Below are 16,020 nucleotides of genomic sequence, written 5' to 3' on the forward strand. Positions count from 1 at the left end.
CAGACAACTTGTTTGCCTTATTCCGCCATACTTAAAATTCAAAAAGTGTTTTGATTTACAGTTGTCAAACCGCTTTTGACGTCACACATACCGTAAATCTAAATACTCTCAGGAACAGGCCCTGCGGTATTACCCACAGGACCGGTTAATGTCGTTATCAACTGCGTGATGGGTAAATGCCAGTTAATACAATTTGCCAATTTACAACTTGTAATGGATTGATAATGCTAAAGCTTTGTGAGGCGCCGGCATCATCGACAACAACGCTCCCCCCTCCACCGCCGCCATCTACGCTTAATCCTGCTATATCGGTTAATGTAGGCGCGGGTGAAAGGCCTTGTTGCTTATAATACATAGGAGTATTTGAGTTACCTGCTAAGTAGGCTGTAGCGTCTGGAGTATTTGTATTTGCGTTATCTGTTGCAGCTTTAAAGGAGCTAGTAACGCCACCACCAGCAGGGACAAATGTTGCACTGTGCGTATGCATTGGTAATTGTGTTGACGTTAAAGCTATATCTTCTACACCAAAACGAAAGCCTAATCTATAGTCTCTTCCCCCTGGCATGGCCCCCATACCAACTGGGCTACGCCCTCTTAAATCTGGAATGCCAAATGAGGTGCGGGCATCGCCTCCATACAAATCACCTAGTAAAGAAAATAGTGCAGTATTTTCGGAAACTGCCAATAACTGCCCCAAACATATTGACCAGTCACGAATGGCAAAACTGCCGCCAAAGGGTCTCATCGTACCGATATATGAATCTGCTGACATAATTCGTCCTCTTATATTTATATGTTATAAATCAGTGACAAGCGGACTACTTCAACGACTCTCGTATGCCACATAAGTTAATTTAGAAATACTAAAACCGCTTTCAATTACTCAGTCCGTTCAGCCTCATTTTGTGACTCAGCCATTGGGTTTACTGAAAATACTGGCGGAATAAACAGCTCTGGAAGTGCAACCTGTCGAACTTCTCCAGTTGATACCTTGCCTAAACACACGGTGCCCACGTCATTTACACTCAAAGTCACTTCAGGGTCGACCGATGCACTAGCAAAACGCCAGTACAATTCAGAGGTTTTATAGCGGATAAGTACCATTTGCTCACACTTATCAAACTCATCTGGGTTCTCACAAAACTTATCGTGATATTCAGATAGTTTTTGCTCTCCCATAAACTGCACTAATACGCTTCCCATACCTGGAATATCAATAATCCCCGATTCTGATCGCTCAACACTCAATGAGCCTTGCCCCTCACTATTACCGACAATCTCTGCCTTTTCATGGCTTGGTAGCGCACCATTGTTGTATGAATAAATGGCGATATCATAGCCGTATTGATTGGTAATATTTACGTGTATCTTCATTCGTTACCTCGCATCTGAAGTAGTTTTCAAAGCACTGTGTAACTAAAAACGCTAATACCTACGCACATCTATTAACCGTTTTTCCTTAACATTGCTCGCCTAAAGAAAGCCGGCAGAGCTTGCCGATTTACCTAATTAACTTTATTACTGACTCGACAGCGCCATGCCCGCCTCTAATCCATATAAGACGGCAAATCGATAGCCATCAAAGATCCCCTGTTGAGTCCCAATCACGTCTAGACGCACAGCCCCATCAGTGGTTTTTATTATCAGACCTCGGCCTCTGTCTAGCTCCAACACGGTACCTGGTTGAATACCTGCTATCTGGCATTCCACTTTACTGGCTTGCAGCAACTGGAACATGTCTTGGCCAACGGTAAAAATGGCACACCCAGAGTCAACATTTCCGGCCCGGGCCATATCGACAATGTGCTTAGCATGCTGTTTATGCCAATTAACGATGAGCTGTTGTTGTTCAACGAGTGGAGCTGTTTTCTCTGCAACCTTTGCCTGCTTGGTAAAGCGCAGCGTTTGCTGCTGTTCGAGCCGGCACAGGGTATCAACAAGCTGCGGCAGTGATTGTGCTACTTTTTGTTGTAAGCAATTGATGGTATCGAATGGGTGAATGGGTATTTCTATCTGGGTCACGATATCGCCACAATCCATTAATTCACAGACTTGATGCAGTGTGACTTTGCTTATTTCTTCACCATTTCGAAGCTGCCAATACAAAGGGAAAGGACCACGGTATTCTGGCAGTGGGCTGGGGTGAATATTCATCAAGTGGCCATTAAAATACTGGATTAATCTTGCTCTAATCTTATGCCTAAACATGTAGACTAAGCCGCGATTTACCGCCAATGTATCCAGCTTTGCAATAAGGGGGGCATCATCCTCTTTGCAGTATGGTATCGCCATAATGTTATTTTGCTGCAGCCAGTGCTGCAATTGAGCTAAGTCTGGGTTCGGTGCAGCATCGACCAAAACAACACAAGCAAGCATATTATGTTGATACAGATATTGTATGGCAGGGATGCTTTGGCAGCTGCCTGTAAATAAAGCAAACTTTTGCATATCGCCCCCTACACTTTCACTGGCACAAAGCCAGGCAGACCACTTAATTGATAGTAAAACTGCACCGTGTCGCCGCTATTAGCGACAAAGTGAGTGTGTTCAATGTCTTTTGGTTTTAAATCAATGTACACACTGGTATCGGGCTTTGGGTGGGTAATGCCGGAGTCGTACTGCCCTACTTTTTCTTGTGCAAATGTCTCAACATCGGCATAGACGGCAAAAATTCGCTGGCTCATATCGGCAATGCCGGTAGGCAGTACAATTTGATTCGCTGGGATCACCTTAATGCCATCTTGTAACTCCAGCTCTTGCATATTTAATAGTGTAGATTTGTTGATGTTTAGAATTTCACCAAGCTCCACTCTGTCTTGCAAAGCAGCTTGCGACATGTGTTCTGAATGGCTATATTCTGCCTGCTTCCATTGTTGGTTAAACTCTGTTTCTCCCAGCACCATCATGCCCTTTACAGAGACGTTTTGAGGGATCAACCAACCATCTAGCGCTAAAAATTGCACTAAATGTTTTGCGATACTAAGCTGCCCCTCTTTGGTAAAGCCATGTTGCATGGCTTCCAGCACCAAAAGGTCAATGGCACCTTCAGGCTGATACTGGGTAGCATCAGCCTCTGCAATGTCCGCCACAAACGATTCAAGGTTAAGGTCGTTAACCAGCTGATTTAAAGCGATAACTGCGCCAGGATGGGCATCCACTAACACCACTTGGATTTGCTGCTCGGTAAAGAGTTGATGATGTTGGTAGTAACTTAGAAGCGGCAATAACAGCGGCGCAAATGGGCCGCAGGCTGGGTAAACAAGACGTATTTGTTTTTTATTTTTAAGCATACCCCGAATGGCCTTATCTATCCCTCTGGCGTAACCTTGAATACGATAAATATCTTTGATGGTGTGTTTGCAGTTATGTGGGGACATGATCAGCCCGGTTGCCGAAATATACTGTTTGGTTAGCAATTCTTGTGACAACTCTGCACACGCCAGCGACTGCACTGCTTGGTCATACATGCTATCAAAAGCCGCAACTAGCTGCGGGTGGGTCGCTTTAGTATCAGATAATACTAAAGACATTGCAGCAACAAAGCTCTGCTGTAGCAGCTGTTGTCGCTGAGAGACCGAAAGCTTCGCTGTAAGCATTGACTGCAATTGAGTGCGAATAGAATGTTTAAGTAGGTCGTCTACCTGCGGATCGATAAACCCAGGCGCCAAGGCACCTGACTCCTTTTGTTGTTCCACGATTGTAAGCCCCTCAAGCCTTTGACAACAAGCAAGTTGTTAACTTGATTGTTAATAGGTAACAATTAATGTAAGTATAGCCTAACCTAAATTTACCGCTATATTTTTGTTCTAGAACAAAAGAAATTAACACAAATAAATATTTAACAAATAAAGAACATCAAGTTCATTTTTGCTAATCACAAAGAAACACTGAAATTATTGCCCAAACACCTTCATTTAATCCTACTGCCAAGAGTGGGCTGCCATAACAGAGCTTTGACTTTTAACCACTAAAACGATAGCGAGTACTGTTGAGTATTATGGCTAGCTTTTTTTACAAAAGGTATTACAGCCAATTACACTTATTAGAATTGAAATTCGGCCTATACCGCTTTTTATGCAGGATACATGTTGATGTATTGCACCACTCTGGGTTCGGCGGCGTGATTAGGGCTGCTACCATGTGGTAAAAAGTGATGCCAAACAATTAAGCTACCAGCCTTTGCCACAATGGGCTTTACCGGCCATTCAGACCAATTTTGTTGTTGAGGATCACAGCCCTCGGGCAAGTCTTGATACCAAGATTCGAACCTGTGATGAAACCCTGGCACACAACTGAAGGCGCCGCCCTCGGCAGTAACGTCATTTAGGTAAATCAAACCCTGAGTTGCAAATTTCAGCGGCTGATTAAAATTGATATCCCAATGCAGGTTGGGCCCAGGAAAACGCCATGTGTTAGTTTCAGGTGGGTTAAAGCCCATTCTGTCGCTGCTGCATTGTAGCTTATGATTTTGCCAAAGCGCTGCGAACACCGCATGAATTTTAGGGGATTGCCTTATCTGTGTTTGGATGACATGGTCAAAGCTCTGCACCATTATCCCTCTATGCTTGCCATTGCTTTGATACCAAGAAGCAGGCTGTTGCGGAGCGGCGCCAATGACATCAAACGCTAACTGCCTTGCTGCTTGGCAAAGCGATTTATCAATGACATTGGGCACCACAATATAGCCAAAGTCTCGCCAATGTTGCAATTGCGACTTAGTCAGCGCTGTGAACGAGTTATTTGCATTCCCCATAAGACCATTAGGCGCTTGTTGAAAATGAGACTTCACCGCTTGGTTAATACTTTGCGTCACCGTCGCGATTATTGACGATGGCACACTGTCAATTACCCACTTTTCAAATTCGCTAAAGTTGTCACACGAATACAATTTACTAATGGTGGCTTCAAGGCCAACACCAAGCTTGTCAGACACCAATAAAGTCAGTGGCCACTCCTGATGAGGATCTGTGCCCTTGGCACGCTGGCTTTTTGTCTGTTGGGCACTGGCAAACATCCTTTTGAGATAATAGATCCCTGTATCTCCCACATCATCAAAACTGGGGAGCTTTTTAAAGCCTGAATGGTTAACCACACTGTTCAAAGCAAAACCCCTTTTAGCAGATTATTTGACATTTAATTTGTTCTTTTTCGCTATCGCCAGTAACTGTAGACCATTAAATCACAGTTACTATTCCAAGGTATGAGGTTAAAACCACAAGACTTTTTCTGCAGATATCACACACGTTATAGTTTTTTTATGGCACAAGAGCAAACCAGTGACATTACACATCATTACAAATAGCTGTCACGAAATATTCACCGAATACATTTTCGTCTCTTCTTATAATGTAATAATTGCTAAGTTGCTCAAACAAACAGCAACCACTGTTTATTTTTTGTAAATATTGAAAATCTTATACTAGACAACCATTTACAATCCAATTACCCTATATTATTAACAAAAAATAAGAACAAGTAACTGTATGTCTCTGACGCATTTTTCAGACCAGTATATCTTCAAGTCTTTTCAATCTGATAAGTACCAACTCCTTGAAAAGATTGGTGAAGGTGGATTTGGTAAAGTATTTAAAGCACGCCAAATAAATACCGGACAAGCAGTGGCGTTAAAGTTTTTAGCGTTAGAACCCCAGCTAGAGGCGAGCAAAAAGCAGCGTTATGTTGAACGATTTAATCGCGAAACATTACTGTGTAGTCGGCTGAATCACCCAAATATCGTGCGATTGTTAGATAAAGGGCAATTAACCGATGAGCTGATGTATGGTGTATTTGAGTATGTTGAAGGTCAAACCTTAAGAGATGTTTTGCGCCAAGAAGGCGCCATGGATGCCGTTCAAGCAACCGACCTCATGCTGCAAGTACTCGACGCCCTGATCCACGCGCATCAACAAGGAGTGATCCACAGAGACATAAAACCCACCAATATCATGCTCAGCTGTTCTGGCGCCAAAACCTACGCCAAAATTCTCGACTTTGGCATTGGCACCTTTGCCCAAGAAAGTCGCCAGCATGACTTTGAAACCTTAACGCTTACGCAAGAAACACTGGGAACGCCATCCTATAGCGCACCGGAGCAATTACGCGGAGAGCCCGCCTCGGCTAAATCCGATTTATACGTGTGGGGTTTGGTCTTATTAGAATGCTTAACTGGGGTACCGGCAGTGACTGGCAGCAGTGTGGCATCGATTTATCACAAACAGTTAAGTGATGTACACATACCTATTCCCAGTGCCCTACTTGGCCACCCCTTGGCAGGATTACTTAGAAGAGTGCTTCATAAAAGCGCTTTAGAGCGAGTGATCACCGCAACCGAGGCCTTTGCCGAACTAACAAAAATGAACGTGTCCAACTTAGTGGGTGTGCTCAGTGATATTAAAGCCCAACAGGGCTATGATGAAACCACAGTGATGCTCCGTAGCGATGACCCAGAGCACCGTACTATCCAAGACTATACGGCACTCACCGAGCGCAAACAGCTGACGGTGTTAGCGGTTAGGCTGAGCGTCAAAGCATTAGATAACCGCGATAAAGATTTTGACGTTATCGATACCATTTATAAATCACAACGCAATCATTTTATTGATATCGCCACCCGCTATGGAGCCTACCATGTCGGTAACCTTGCTGATACTAGCCTATTCTATTTTGGCTACCCTCTTAGCAGCGATAACGACACCCGACTATCAGCACGAACCGCACTCGAAATGATCAGCGAACTGGCCAAGCGTAACGCTCTTATGCAAGAAGCCCACGGAGTGGCCATAAACGCTCATATTGGTCTTCACAGCGGTGTCTTTATTACCTATGCCAATGCGGTGCCTGAGGGTTATCATGCCACTGTTGCCACTGCCCTTTCGAGAGAGGCGGGCGAGCGGCAAATCTTATGTAGCGCCGAGTCGCGCTCATTGCTCGACCCCTATTCCGAATTTAACTTATATGGTCAACTGCAATTCCCTCCTATGTTTGCGCCGAGCCCAGTGTATAACTTACAAGGCGAGCGCCGGGTAGAAGCCTTTGGTTTTATGCGTGGCACAAAGAGCCATCATCAACTCGTTGGCCGCCAAAACGAACTCGAGCAAACGCTGTCGTTGTTGAATGAGCAAGCTGTTGACTCTAGTCGTATTGCCCACATTCATGGTGAAGCTGGTATAGGTAAGTCGCGGTTATTACAGGAGATCCGCAGCAAGGCTTCGCAGTATCAACATTTAGTGGCACAGTGCTTACCCGAGCATCAAAACAACGCGCTTTACCCCATGCTGACGCTAGTTAAATACCTATTTAACACCGAGGTATTGAACGCACACTCGGCTCACTCCTTATTTACTGAGGTACTTAGAAACAGTCAACACAGTATCAATATGACTCAAGTCCTTCCCGTGCTACTGGTTTGGCTTGATATTGAACTAAGTGATGACATCGAGCCGTCATCGTTGCCGCCAGAGGAGCAAAAGCAAGCCTTATTTAAGGGGCTTGCCGCGTTACTTTTGTCTAATCAGCATGGCCTAAGCCAGTTCAAACTCTGTATTATTGAAGACATCCATTGGGCAGATAGCACCACGCTGGACTTTTTAAAATATTTTGCAGCCGAGATAACTCGCGGTAACGTGTTGTTAAGCACGTCAAGGCAAGCCCTACCGAGTCAGCTGCAAGACCATACACTAGTGGATGTCTGCCTGAAGAAGCTCACAGAGCAAGCCACAGAAGAGTTTATTGTTAACTTGTTTGATGGCCGCCAACTTTCGGCGCCATTACTCAAGCTGCTGATCAGTCGCACTGATGGCATTCCGCTGTTTATTGAAGAGCTGGTCAACATGCTGAAACAAAAAGCATTAGTGGGTGACAAAGGCGGCATCGTTGACTTTTTAACGCCAGATAAGCTTGACCAAGTGCCAAGCAGCTTACGCGAATCACTGCAGCAAAAACTAGACAACTTAACCCACGCCAAAGAAACGGCGCAGCTTGCCGCAACCATAGGTCGCGAGTTTGAATATAACTTGCTGGTAGCCGCCTCACCGTTAAGCGAAAGCCAAGTTCAAAATGATTTGAATGCGTTGATGGCCAATGACCTTATCGTTCACCAACGTCGTGTTGATAACGACAGTTATATATTTAAGCACGCTTTAGTCAAAGACGCAGCCATCGAGAGTATCCCAGCTGCGTTGCAAACCAAACTCTATCAAACATTGGCAAACCTGTTACTAAACGACCAACACAGTACTCTCGCCACTCGCATCTCTTTGCCACTGCAGGCGAAATATTTTATTGGCGCAGAACTGATTGAGCCTGGCATTAACGCGCTCATCACTGCGGGGAATGACCAAAATCAAAAAGGCGCCTATCAAGAAGCACTTAACTTACTGTTGGAAGCCGAAGAGCTGTATATTAAGCACCAACAAAGTAAGGTCGACCCAGCGTTAAGGATCTACCTTGCTTTAGCACACAGCCTCTCGGCTACGCTTGGCTTCTCAGACCCTCAAGTTGAAGCGTATTACAATAAAATCAATGCCTTGGATTTATCTGTAGCCAGCCCTGAGTTAGAGCTGGCGGCCCACTTTGTGTCTTCTGTTTTTGGTATCGTTACCTGTCAACATGACATGACTCAGCACGCCCTCGATAACTTGTCGGTTATTGCAGAAAAATCAGAAGGCCAACACCTTAAAGTACCGGTGTTATTTCAACAGGGCCAGTTTGCTACCGTCAAAGGCATGCCGGAACAAGGCTTTGCGTATTTAAACCAAAGCCTGTCAGTGTATGATGCCAAGCACCGTCAGTTTTATAATGAACTGATTGCCTATGACATTGAAGTCGCTATTCGGGTTTATGGTGCGTTAAATGCGGCGCAACTTAGCCAACCACAAACCGCGCTGAATTGGCTCGAACACGCCCTTGAACTTGCTGAAGAGATAAATAACCCGCACACCAGCGCCCACAGTTATGCTCGCGCCTCCCAGCTGTTTATTTTGCTTAAGCAACCACAACAAGCACTGGAATACGCAGAGCTTGCACTGCACCTTGCTGAGCAAAATGGCTTACAGTTATGGCTTGCTTTCGCCAAGTGTTTTAAAGCCTGGTCATTAGCTGTGCTTAAAGGCCAGTCCCAAGAAGATGATGTCATCGAGATGTTTGCACAAGGTGCCGATTTTCTTACCGCAGTGGGGCTAAAATCGCATGCTCTTTGGTTACAGGCATTAAAATCAGAGATGTTATATAACCTCGGCCAAAGGCAGCTTGCAGGGGAGCTCATTGCCACCACCGTCAACGCGCTAACACACAGCGATGAAAAGCTCTATGACCAACAAATTTACGCCATTAAGGACAGGGTAACAGACAATGACTAAACAGCTTTTTTTGCTGCTAGCTGCTGCATGCATCACCCTGAATAGCGCTTTACTGTTGGCCGCAGAGCCACTGCAAACACTAAAAGATGAGATAAACCAGCAGCTCCAGAACCCGCAAGGTCGACTGTTCAATTACAGCAATACGAATGCCCAATCTCGCTTTCCAGATGTGCCTAAACAATTTATATGCAGCTACCCGGAAGGCGATGATATCTACAATATCATTAATAAAAACAATAAAATAATTGAGGGTGTTGAGGATAAAACAACGCAACTGGCGATGGTCAAAACACTGCGATCATTTGAAGAAAAAATAATGAACATCGCTGCCTGGGACTTATTTATTGCTGCAAACAGTAATATAAACAGTAAAAAGACTGCTTTTCCAGGCTCCGTGAAGCCAGCTGACGGTTATATTCCTAGGTGGGGCGCTTGGCTACATGACACCCAAAGTAGCGCAGAGTTAATCAACCCTGAGACCTTAGAGCTCAACCAACAGGCCATAAAAGCAGGAAGCTGGCAATGCCAAGGCGACTGCCTAAAAACCACGTTAGACTTAGACATTTATTCCCAAGCTCAAAGTGTTAAGGGCGGCGGTATTCTTATCGATCAAGCCGGTAATCCGATTTATTATGAAAGCCGTGCCAATGGCTTGCTGTATCAAAACCTCGCCGAAGGCTATCAATACAATGTCCCGATGGACTTTCCGCTAGGGCAATGCACCACCTTTATTGATATTGGCTTAAATATCGTTGGCGAAGTAGGAAAGCAACAAGACATTGCACCTGTGGTTTCAGTGAAATTAGGCTGGAAAATTCTCACTGATAAAGACAATGCGCGTAAATATTTTACGATGGAAAACGTTAACTTACCTCAGGGCAGTAAAGAGGTTAACTTAGGCCTTGTGGCCATGCATATCGCCATTAAAGAACAGCGCCAAGCGCAGTGGCGCTGGGTTACCTTTGAGCACGTAGATAACCTCTATGAACCCGAGCAAGGCAGCTCTAATACCCCCACCTTTTATGACCCTGATTGTAAAAACTGCTGTAACAACCTGTTGCCTCGAAGCAAAACTAAGCCTGCTCAACTTACCCGAATCGAACCGCTGTCACCAGACACCCAAGCCCTAAACCAGACAATGCAATCTCTGCTTAAACAGCACAACTCTGTGCTACAGCACTATAAGTTAGTTAGAACGCAATATACCAGCTTGGTTACTCCAAACCTCTCTGAATACTTTTTACAGCGAACGCCTAGCGACGCCCGCAATGCAGTACTAGAGCCGTTTGTGTTACCTGAACTGCCGAGTTGTGCTAACAGCAACGACTACTTTTTACCTGCGCATACTTTTAAAACAGGGTGCATGGGTTGTCATAAATACGCCACTTATCAGGCTAAAAATGGTAAGAGTTTGAAGTCAGACTTTACTTTTATCACCCCATTAAACCTAAAAAAGGAAAATATAAATGAGTAATAACAATATTGATTTTGCTTACGCGGTCATTCACAACATCGACAATGCCACGGAAGAATTTAAGGCAAAGCCTGAAATTTTAATGGCCAAATTTGAGCTAGAAGAAGCCGCCAAAGAAAAGCTCAGAGTGATTGGTAAAGCCTGGAGCAATGGTCAAACTGAGGCCGTTGAGAAAGGGTGGGCAGAATTTGCGGAGCAATTTATTGGTCCTGAACTGGCCGCTGCAATGCGCTGGTAACATTAACAATTTGCAGGTCGTTATGTCGAATTTTATCGCCAATATAGAAAAAGCGCTGCAAGCGTTGCAGGTAAGCCACTCAACTACTCACGCTGTTTTAAAGCACGCTGAGGGAATGGCGGGATCCACTTCAAGTGTCTTCATCGAAACCACAAGTGGCTTGCCTGAGCGCGTTGACATAACCACCTGCCATCACTATTCAAGAGATTGGCAATCGCTAAGGTTAGATCCCAGTAAACTGGAGCGTATTAATGGTTTAGACGCTAAGTTTCGGCCCAAAACCATTTGGTTGGAGCACGATAACATCGCATCAGAGTACGCTAAGCCGGGGTTACACCTAAGCGTAAACCAGCAAACAGTAGCGAATTTAACTTCCCTTTGCACCACTCTATTTAACAGTCAGCCTCCAATTGCCGCCGACGATTTCACACAATTGTTATCGTTGGCTGAGATCCAGCACCTATCTAATTTGTACCGAGAGCACGGTGAAACCTTAAAGCTCCACTTGAAGCCCTTTAAACTCGACGATTTTGCCGCCAATGCTGGGTTTACAGCCTTTATAAAACAAGAAAAAGCTTTAGAGGTCATTAATAAGATAGGTAAATTAGAAGGCCACTTTTTTGAATATGTGTATCTTGATTTAAGCTTTTATGCGCAACAGCCGCTGCACAAAGTTGGGATTTATTTATCGAACAAGCAGGCCAATAACAAAGATTACCTCAATGATTTTCAAACCATCTTGGCAGCATTAAACCTTACAGATAACGACATATCGGCGTTAGTTCCGCTATTAAGCAATAACGAACATGCCTTCGTTGACATTAAAATCGTCATCACCGAGCACCAGCTGTACAGCAAGCTGTATACTGGGGTTATTAATAATAAGGCGGCAGAGACCACGGCCATCGCCAGCCAGCTTGCCGCGCTTTTTAAAGTGAGTTAATAACCCTTAATTAACCCTGTGACTTTTTACAACTATTGCAATGCACTAGTAGCAATGAGGCAGCCAAACACTGCCTCTGTCAATGTCTGTTAAGCTAACTTGGCACGCGCCGCATGCAGCTTTTTATAACTTTCAATTAGGCGCAGGTGTTTATCTAACCCTTCAAGTTGCATATTGGTTGGAGTCAGGCCATAAAAGCGCACATCGCCATTAATTGAGCCTATCACGGCGTCCATTACCTCTTGCCCAAACATGCGCGTGAAATTATGAATATAGTCTTCGATTTCCAGCTCTTCATCTAAAGCCACTTCTAAGGTGGCGTGCATAGCTTGATAGAATAAGCCTCGCTCGACCGTGTTATCGTTAAACTGCAAGAAGGTTTCCACCAGCTCAATGGCTGCTTCAATGTCCCCCAGCGCTAAGTAGATCAAGATCTTAAGCTCTAGGATAGTTAACTGACCCCACACGGTGTTTTCATCAAACTCCACGCCAATTAGGGTGATAATGTCGATATAATTATCTAACTGGCTGTCTTCTAGGCGCTGAACTAGGTTGAACAGTGCTTCGTCGTCGAGTGAGTGAATATTGAGAATGTCTTCACGGTATTGCAATGCTTTATTGGTGTTATCCCAAATTAAGTCTTCCGCAGGATACACTTCTGAATAGCCCGGTACTAAAATTCTGCACGCCACGCCTAAACCAGTAAATTCCGCCACATAGGCTTCTTTTCCTAAGTCTTTTAGAATGCCAAACAGCTTGTCACATTCTTCTTCGTTGTTGCCGCTAAAGTCCCACTCAACAAAATCATAGTCGTGTTTAGCACTGAAAAAGCGCCATGAGATCACCCCGGTTGAATCAATAAAGTGTTCAACAAAGTTCTCTGGTTCCGATACCGCCATGCTGTTAAAAGTAGGCTTAGGCACATCGTTTAAGCCTTCGAAGCTGCGGCCTTGTAATAGCTCGGTTAGACTGCGTTCCAACGCCACTTCAAAGCTTGGGTGGGCACCAAACGAGGCAAACACGCCACCGGTTTTCGGGTTCATTAAGGTCACACATATCACTGGGAATTGACCACCCAACGAGGCGTCTTTTACTACCACAGGAAAGCCTTGCTCTTCCAAGCCTTTAATGCCTTCAACAATGCCCGGGAATTTCGCTAATACCGACTCAGGTACATCTGGCAGCACAATTTCTTGTTCGATAATTTGCTTTTTCACTGCCCGCTCAAAGATTTCCGATAAGCACTGAACCTTGGCTTCAAACAAATTATTACCGGCGCTCATGCCGTTGCTTAGGAACAAGTTCTCAATCAGGTTGGATGGGAAATAAACGGTTTCACCGTCAGAGTGTCGGGTGTAAGGAATAGAGCAAATACCACGCTCAATATTACCCGAATTGGTATCAATCAAATGAGAACCGCGCAACTCGCCTTCTGGATCGTAAATCTCACGGGTATAGTCATCTAAAATGTCAGCAGGTAAAGCATCGTCTGCGCCCGGCTTAAACCACTTTTCATTGGGATAATGCACAAACTCTGCGTTAGCGATTTCTTCACCAAAGAACTGATCGTTGTAAAAGAAGTTGCAGTTTAAGCGTTCGATAAATTCGCCCAATGCTGAGCAAAGTGCGCTTTCTTTGGTTGCACCTTTACCATTAGTGAAACACATTGGTGAGGCGGCATCACGAATGTGCAACGACCAAACGTGAGGCACAATATTTCTCCAAGAAGCCACTTCGATTTTCATGCCCAAATCGGCCAAGATCTGCGTCATGTTGGCAATGGTTTGCTCGAGCGGTAAGTCTTTACCTAAAATAAAGGTATTATCGTGCTCGTTGGTGTCGACCATCAACATCGCTTGAGCGTCGTCATCAATGCTCTCCACCGCTTCTACCTGAAATTCAGGACCGGTTTGGATCACTTTTTTAACAGTACAGCGGTCGATGGAGCGCAAAATCCCCTGACGGTCTTTGTCAGAGATACTTTCCGGCAACTCTACCTGAATTTTGAAGATTTGATTGTAACGGTTTTCCGGATCAACAATGTTGTTCTGTGCCACACGAATACCATCAGTTGGAATATCGCGGGCATTACAGTACACCTTTACAAAGTAAGCTGCGCAAAGTGCTGAAGAAGCTAAGAAATAGTCAAACGGGCTTGGCGCTGAGCCGTCGCCTTTATAGCGAATTGGCTGATCTGCAATGACAGAAAAGTCGTCAAATTTGGCATCAATTCTGAGATTGTCGAGGTAATTTACTTTGATTTCCATTGGAAAAGTTCCGGTGTGTTGCAATCGAAAACGCTAATTGTACTTGAGGATGGATGGCCACGCCAATGCTAGTTTCGATAATGACGCTGAAAGGCGCTGTAATTGCCTACTGGTATAAGCTGAGCCACAATAAAACGAATCAATAAGCTAGGAAGCATCATCATGACGACCCTCAGTGCTAGGCATTTAGAATTTTATCAAAACAATGGCTTCGTTCGTTTGCCGCAAGCGCTCTCGCCAGCCTTATTAAAACGGTTACGGCAGCTTTCAGAAAGGCTAGAAGCGAAAGCAAAATCCGACTTTGCCGCTGGCAATGTACAAAACCAATACTGCCTGGCCACCGACTCGGGTGAGCCCCGGCTGTTTCGCTACAATGATGTGTTATTTGATGCCCCCGAGTTAGCTCTTGAGCTGCTATCGAGTTCCGCGATGCTGGATATTTGTGAAAAGCTTTGTGGCGCTGGCTGTGTGCCATTACAAATGGACTTGGTTTATAAATATCCCCACCCACATCCCCATATCGCTTGGCATCAAGATGCACCACACTCTCGTAATTACCCTTACCTTAATGTTGGGGTTTACCTAGATGACGCTGACGAAAATGACGGTTGTTTACGCTACCTTCCCAATTCTCAGCATGAACTTGTAGATATCTATCAACTGTCTAACCAGCATGGCTGGAATATTCCAGGCTGTGTGCAGCAACCAGCCCAAGCGGGTGATATTGTGGTGCAAGATGTGATGATACTGCATTGCTCTGAGCCTAAACGCAGTCCAGGTCCACGCCGAACCATGTATATTGAGCTCAGGCCGATTGCTGGAATTAATCAGTGTGGCAAACAAACTGCCCCATGGGCAGCGCTGCGAAAGGAGTGGATGGCCCATGTTTTACAAGCCGCCGCGCCAGAAGATATTCCCAGCGGCTGGCAACAGCTATACGGTGAGCCCAGCGCAGACTTAGCCAGCTTAGTGGAAAGTATAAAACAACGCGTTGAACCACCTATTCCTGCGGTGTGGGCACCTCGGCCAGTGGAGCACCCAGATTACCCCACACCGAGTGATTTACGTTGAGCGAGCAAGTGTTTATAGCGAGGCAATTCTATCCCTAGGATGGACTTTGCCAAGCCCTAATTGTTCAAAACCATCGTTAATCGCCCGGCGGCTTTGCTGCATATATTCGGTAATGTCTTCACCTGCTAATACTGCTTCTTGTGCTTTTTCCAGGCGCTTTTGAGCATCTGCAATCAGCGATTCTAACTTGTCTTTGTCTGATCTCAGTAATTTACCGTCTTCAATCACCTCTTGCTTAAGCATACCTAATAGTTCAGAGCGCGCTTGTAAGGTTTTATACTCCTTAAAGTCTAAGCCAAGGTGATTAAACAACACCGCTTGGTTCATTTCATCGGCCTCAATCTCAACCTCAATGGGCATTTCCATTATGTTGCCCATCATTTCTCGATAAAGCTCAATATTATACTCCCGAGTGCCCACGGTCTTGCCCGAGCCCACCATAGCATCATGAGCAAGCTTTTTTGCCTCTTCATAGTATGGCATTAAATACGAATTGATATGGCTGTCGGGAGTATCGCCTTGGGCTGCTTTAGCTGCTTTCATGTAAGCGCCTTCGCTTGATGTTATGGCCAATGAGAAGTCTTTGTTGTTAACGCGCTTTTCTGGCGCTACGGCGCTCTCATTGATAAATGCTGAGGGATTAGTGGCTGCTATATTCATACTAGTTCCTT

General features: G+C 45.0%; 12 protein-coding genes. 5 read left to right on the forward strand and 7 right to left on the reverse strand.

Features of this window, described 5'->3' with window-relative positions; all coding sequences use genetic code 11:
* Positions 1-157: 157 nt before the first annotated feature.
* The 5 genes from ACNKW2_RS11640 to ACNKW2_RS11660 form a co-directional block, all read right to left on the reverse strand.
* Positions 158-772, reverse strand: a complete 615-nt coding sequence (locus tag ACNKW2_RS11640; RefSeq protein ID WP_419148719.1) for a phage tail protein — start codon at positions 770-772, stop codon at positions 158-160.
* A 107-nt stretch (positions 773-879) separates the two neighbouring features.
* Positions 880-1,374 carry a hypothetical protein gene (locus ACNKW2_RS11645; RefSeq protein ID WP_419148720.1) on the reverse strand — a complete coding sequence of 165 codons (495 nt, stop codon included), beginning with the start codon at positions 1,372-1,374 and terminating at the stop codon, positions 880-882.
* Positions 1,375-1,518: 144 nt separating this feature from the next.
* Positions 1,519-2,448: a formyltransferase family protein gene (locus ACNKW2_RS11650; RefSeq protein ID WP_419148721.1), complete on the reverse strand. Its 930-nt coding sequence runs from the start codon at positions 2,446-2,448 to the stop codon at positions 1,519-1,521.
* Between the two features lie 8 nt (positions 2,449-2,456).
* Positions 2,457-3,695, reverse strand: a complete 1,239-nt coding sequence (locus ACNKW2_RS11655) for an SAM-dependent methyltransferase (protein WP_419148722.1) — start codon at positions 3,693-3,695, stop codon at positions 2,457-2,459.
* A 377-nt stretch (positions 3,696-4,072) separates the two neighbouring features.
* Positions 4,073-5,092: a phytanoyl-CoA dioxygenase family protein gene (locus ACNKW2_RS11660; protein ID WP_419148748.1), complete on the reverse strand. Its 1,020-nt coding sequence runs from the start codon at positions 5,090-5,092 to the stop codon at positions 4,073-4,075.
* 391 nt (positions 5,093-5,483) lie between these two features.
* Here ACNKW2_RS11660 and ACNKW2_RS11665 point away from each other — a divergent pair, with 391 nt between their 5' ends.
* From ACNKW2_RS11665 to ACNKW2_RS11680, 4 genes are read left to right on the forward strand one after another with little or no spacing between them, the layout of a single operon-like run.
* Positions 5,484-9,356, forward strand: a complete 3,873-nt coding sequence (locus ACNKW2_RS11665; RefSeq protein WP_419148723.1) for a TOMM system kinase/cyclase fusion protein — start codon at positions 5,484-5,486, stop codon at positions 9,354-9,356.
* Positions 9,349-10,830, forward strand: a complete 1,482-nt coding sequence (locus ACNKW2_RS11670; protein ID WP_419148724.1) for a hypothetical protein — start codon at positions 9,349-9,351, stop codon at positions 10,828-10,830. Before ACNKW2_RS11665 ends, ACNKW2_RS11670 begins: the two co-directional genes overlap by 8 nt.
* Entirely contained in the window at positions 10,823-11,068 is a 246-nt protein-coding gene (locus ACNKW2_RS11675) for a hypothetical protein (RefSeq protein WP_419148725.1), read from the forward strand. The genes ACNKW2_RS11670 and ACNKW2_RS11675 overlap by 8 nt, the downstream gene beginning before the upstream one ends.
* A gap of 22 nt (positions 11,069-11,090) precedes the next feature.
* Entirely contained in the window at positions 11,091-12,011 is a 921-nt protein-coding gene (locus ACNKW2_RS11680) for a hypothetical protein (RefSeq protein ID WP_419148726.1), read from the forward strand.
* A gap of 89 nt (positions 12,012-12,100) precedes the next feature.
* Here the strand turns inward: ACNKW2_RS11680 and ACNKW2_RS11685 are convergent, their stop codons facing one another.
* Positions 12,101-14,278: an OsmC domain/YcaO domain-containing protein gene (locus ACNKW2_RS11685; protein WP_419148727.1), complete on the reverse strand. Its 2,178-nt coding sequence runs from the start codon at positions 14,276-14,278 to the stop codon at positions 12,101-12,103.
* A 162-nt stretch (positions 14,279-14,440) separates the two neighbouring features.
* On the opposite strand from ACNKW2_RS11685, the gene ACNKW2_RS11690 reads away from it, so the two are divergent.
* The gene (locus ACNKW2_RS11690) at positions 14,441-15,349 is read left to right on the forward strand and encodes a phytanoyl-CoA dioxygenase family protein (RefSeq protein ID WP_419148728.1); all 909 of its coding nucleotides are present in this window, start codon (positions 14,441-14,443) and stop codon (positions 15,347-15,349) included.
* 12 nt (positions 15,350-15,361) lie between these two features.
* Here ACNKW2_RS11690 and ACNKW2_RS11695 read toward each other — a convergent pair whose 3' ends face one another.
* Entirely contained in the window at positions 15,362-16,009 is a 648-nt protein-coding gene (locus tag ACNKW2_RS11695; protein ID WP_419148729.1) for a hypothetical protein, read from the reverse strand.
* Positions 16,010-16,020 lie beyond the last annotated feature (11 nt).

The sequence above is a fragment of the Pseudoalteromonas 'SMAR' genome, from assembly GCF_048515945.1.
In the GTDB taxonomy this organism is placed as follows: Bacteria; Pseudomonadota; Gammaproteobacteria; order Enterobacterales; family Alteromonadaceae; genus Pseudoalteromonas.

What these genes read in the sequence shown, in the direction of transcription:
- ACNKW2_RS11640 (WP_419148719.1), bottom strand. Translation starts at nt 772, where the DNA reads ATGTCAGCAGATTCATATATCGGTACGATGAGACCCTTTGGCGGCAGT.
- ACNKW2_RS11645 (WP_419148720.1), bottom strand. Translation starts at nt 1,374, where the DNA reads ATGAAGATACACGTAAATATTACCAATCAATACGGCTATGATATCGCC.
- ACNKW2_RS11650 (WP_419148721.1), bottom strand. Translation starts at nt 2,448, where the DNA reads ATGCAAAAGTTTGCTTTATTTACAGGCAGCTGCCAAAGCATCCCTGCC.
- ACNKW2_RS11665 (WP_419148723.1), top strand. Translation starts at nt 5,484, where the DNA reads ATGTCTCTGACGCATTTTTCAGACCAGTATATCTTCAAGTCTTTTCAA.
- ACNKW2_RS11670 (WP_419148724.1), top strand. Translation starts at nt 9,349, where the DNA reads ATGACTAAACAGCTTTTTTTGCTGCTAGCTGCTGCATGCATCACCCTG.
- ACNKW2_RS11675 (WP_419148725.1), top strand. Translation starts at nt 10,823, where the DNA reads ATGAGTAATAACAATATTGATTTTGCTTACGCGGTCATTCACAACATC.
- ACNKW2_RS11680 (WP_419148726.1), top strand. Translation starts at nt 11,091, where the DNA reads ATGTCGAATTTTATCGCCAATATAGAAAAAGCGCTGCAAGCGTTGCAG.
- ACNKW2_RS11685 (WP_419148727.1), bottom strand. Translation starts at nt 14,278, where the DNA reads ATGGAAATCAAAGTAAATTACCTCGACAATCTCAGAATTGATGCCAAA.
- ACNKW2_RS11690 (WP_419148728.1), top strand. Translation starts at nt 14,441, where the DNA reads ATGACGACCCTCAGTGCTAGGCATTTAGAATTTTATCAAAACAATGGC.
- ACNKW2_RS11695 (WP_419148729.1), bottom strand. Translation starts at nt 16,009, where the DNA reads ATGAATATAGCAGCCACTAATCCCTCAGCATTTATCAATGAGAGCGCC.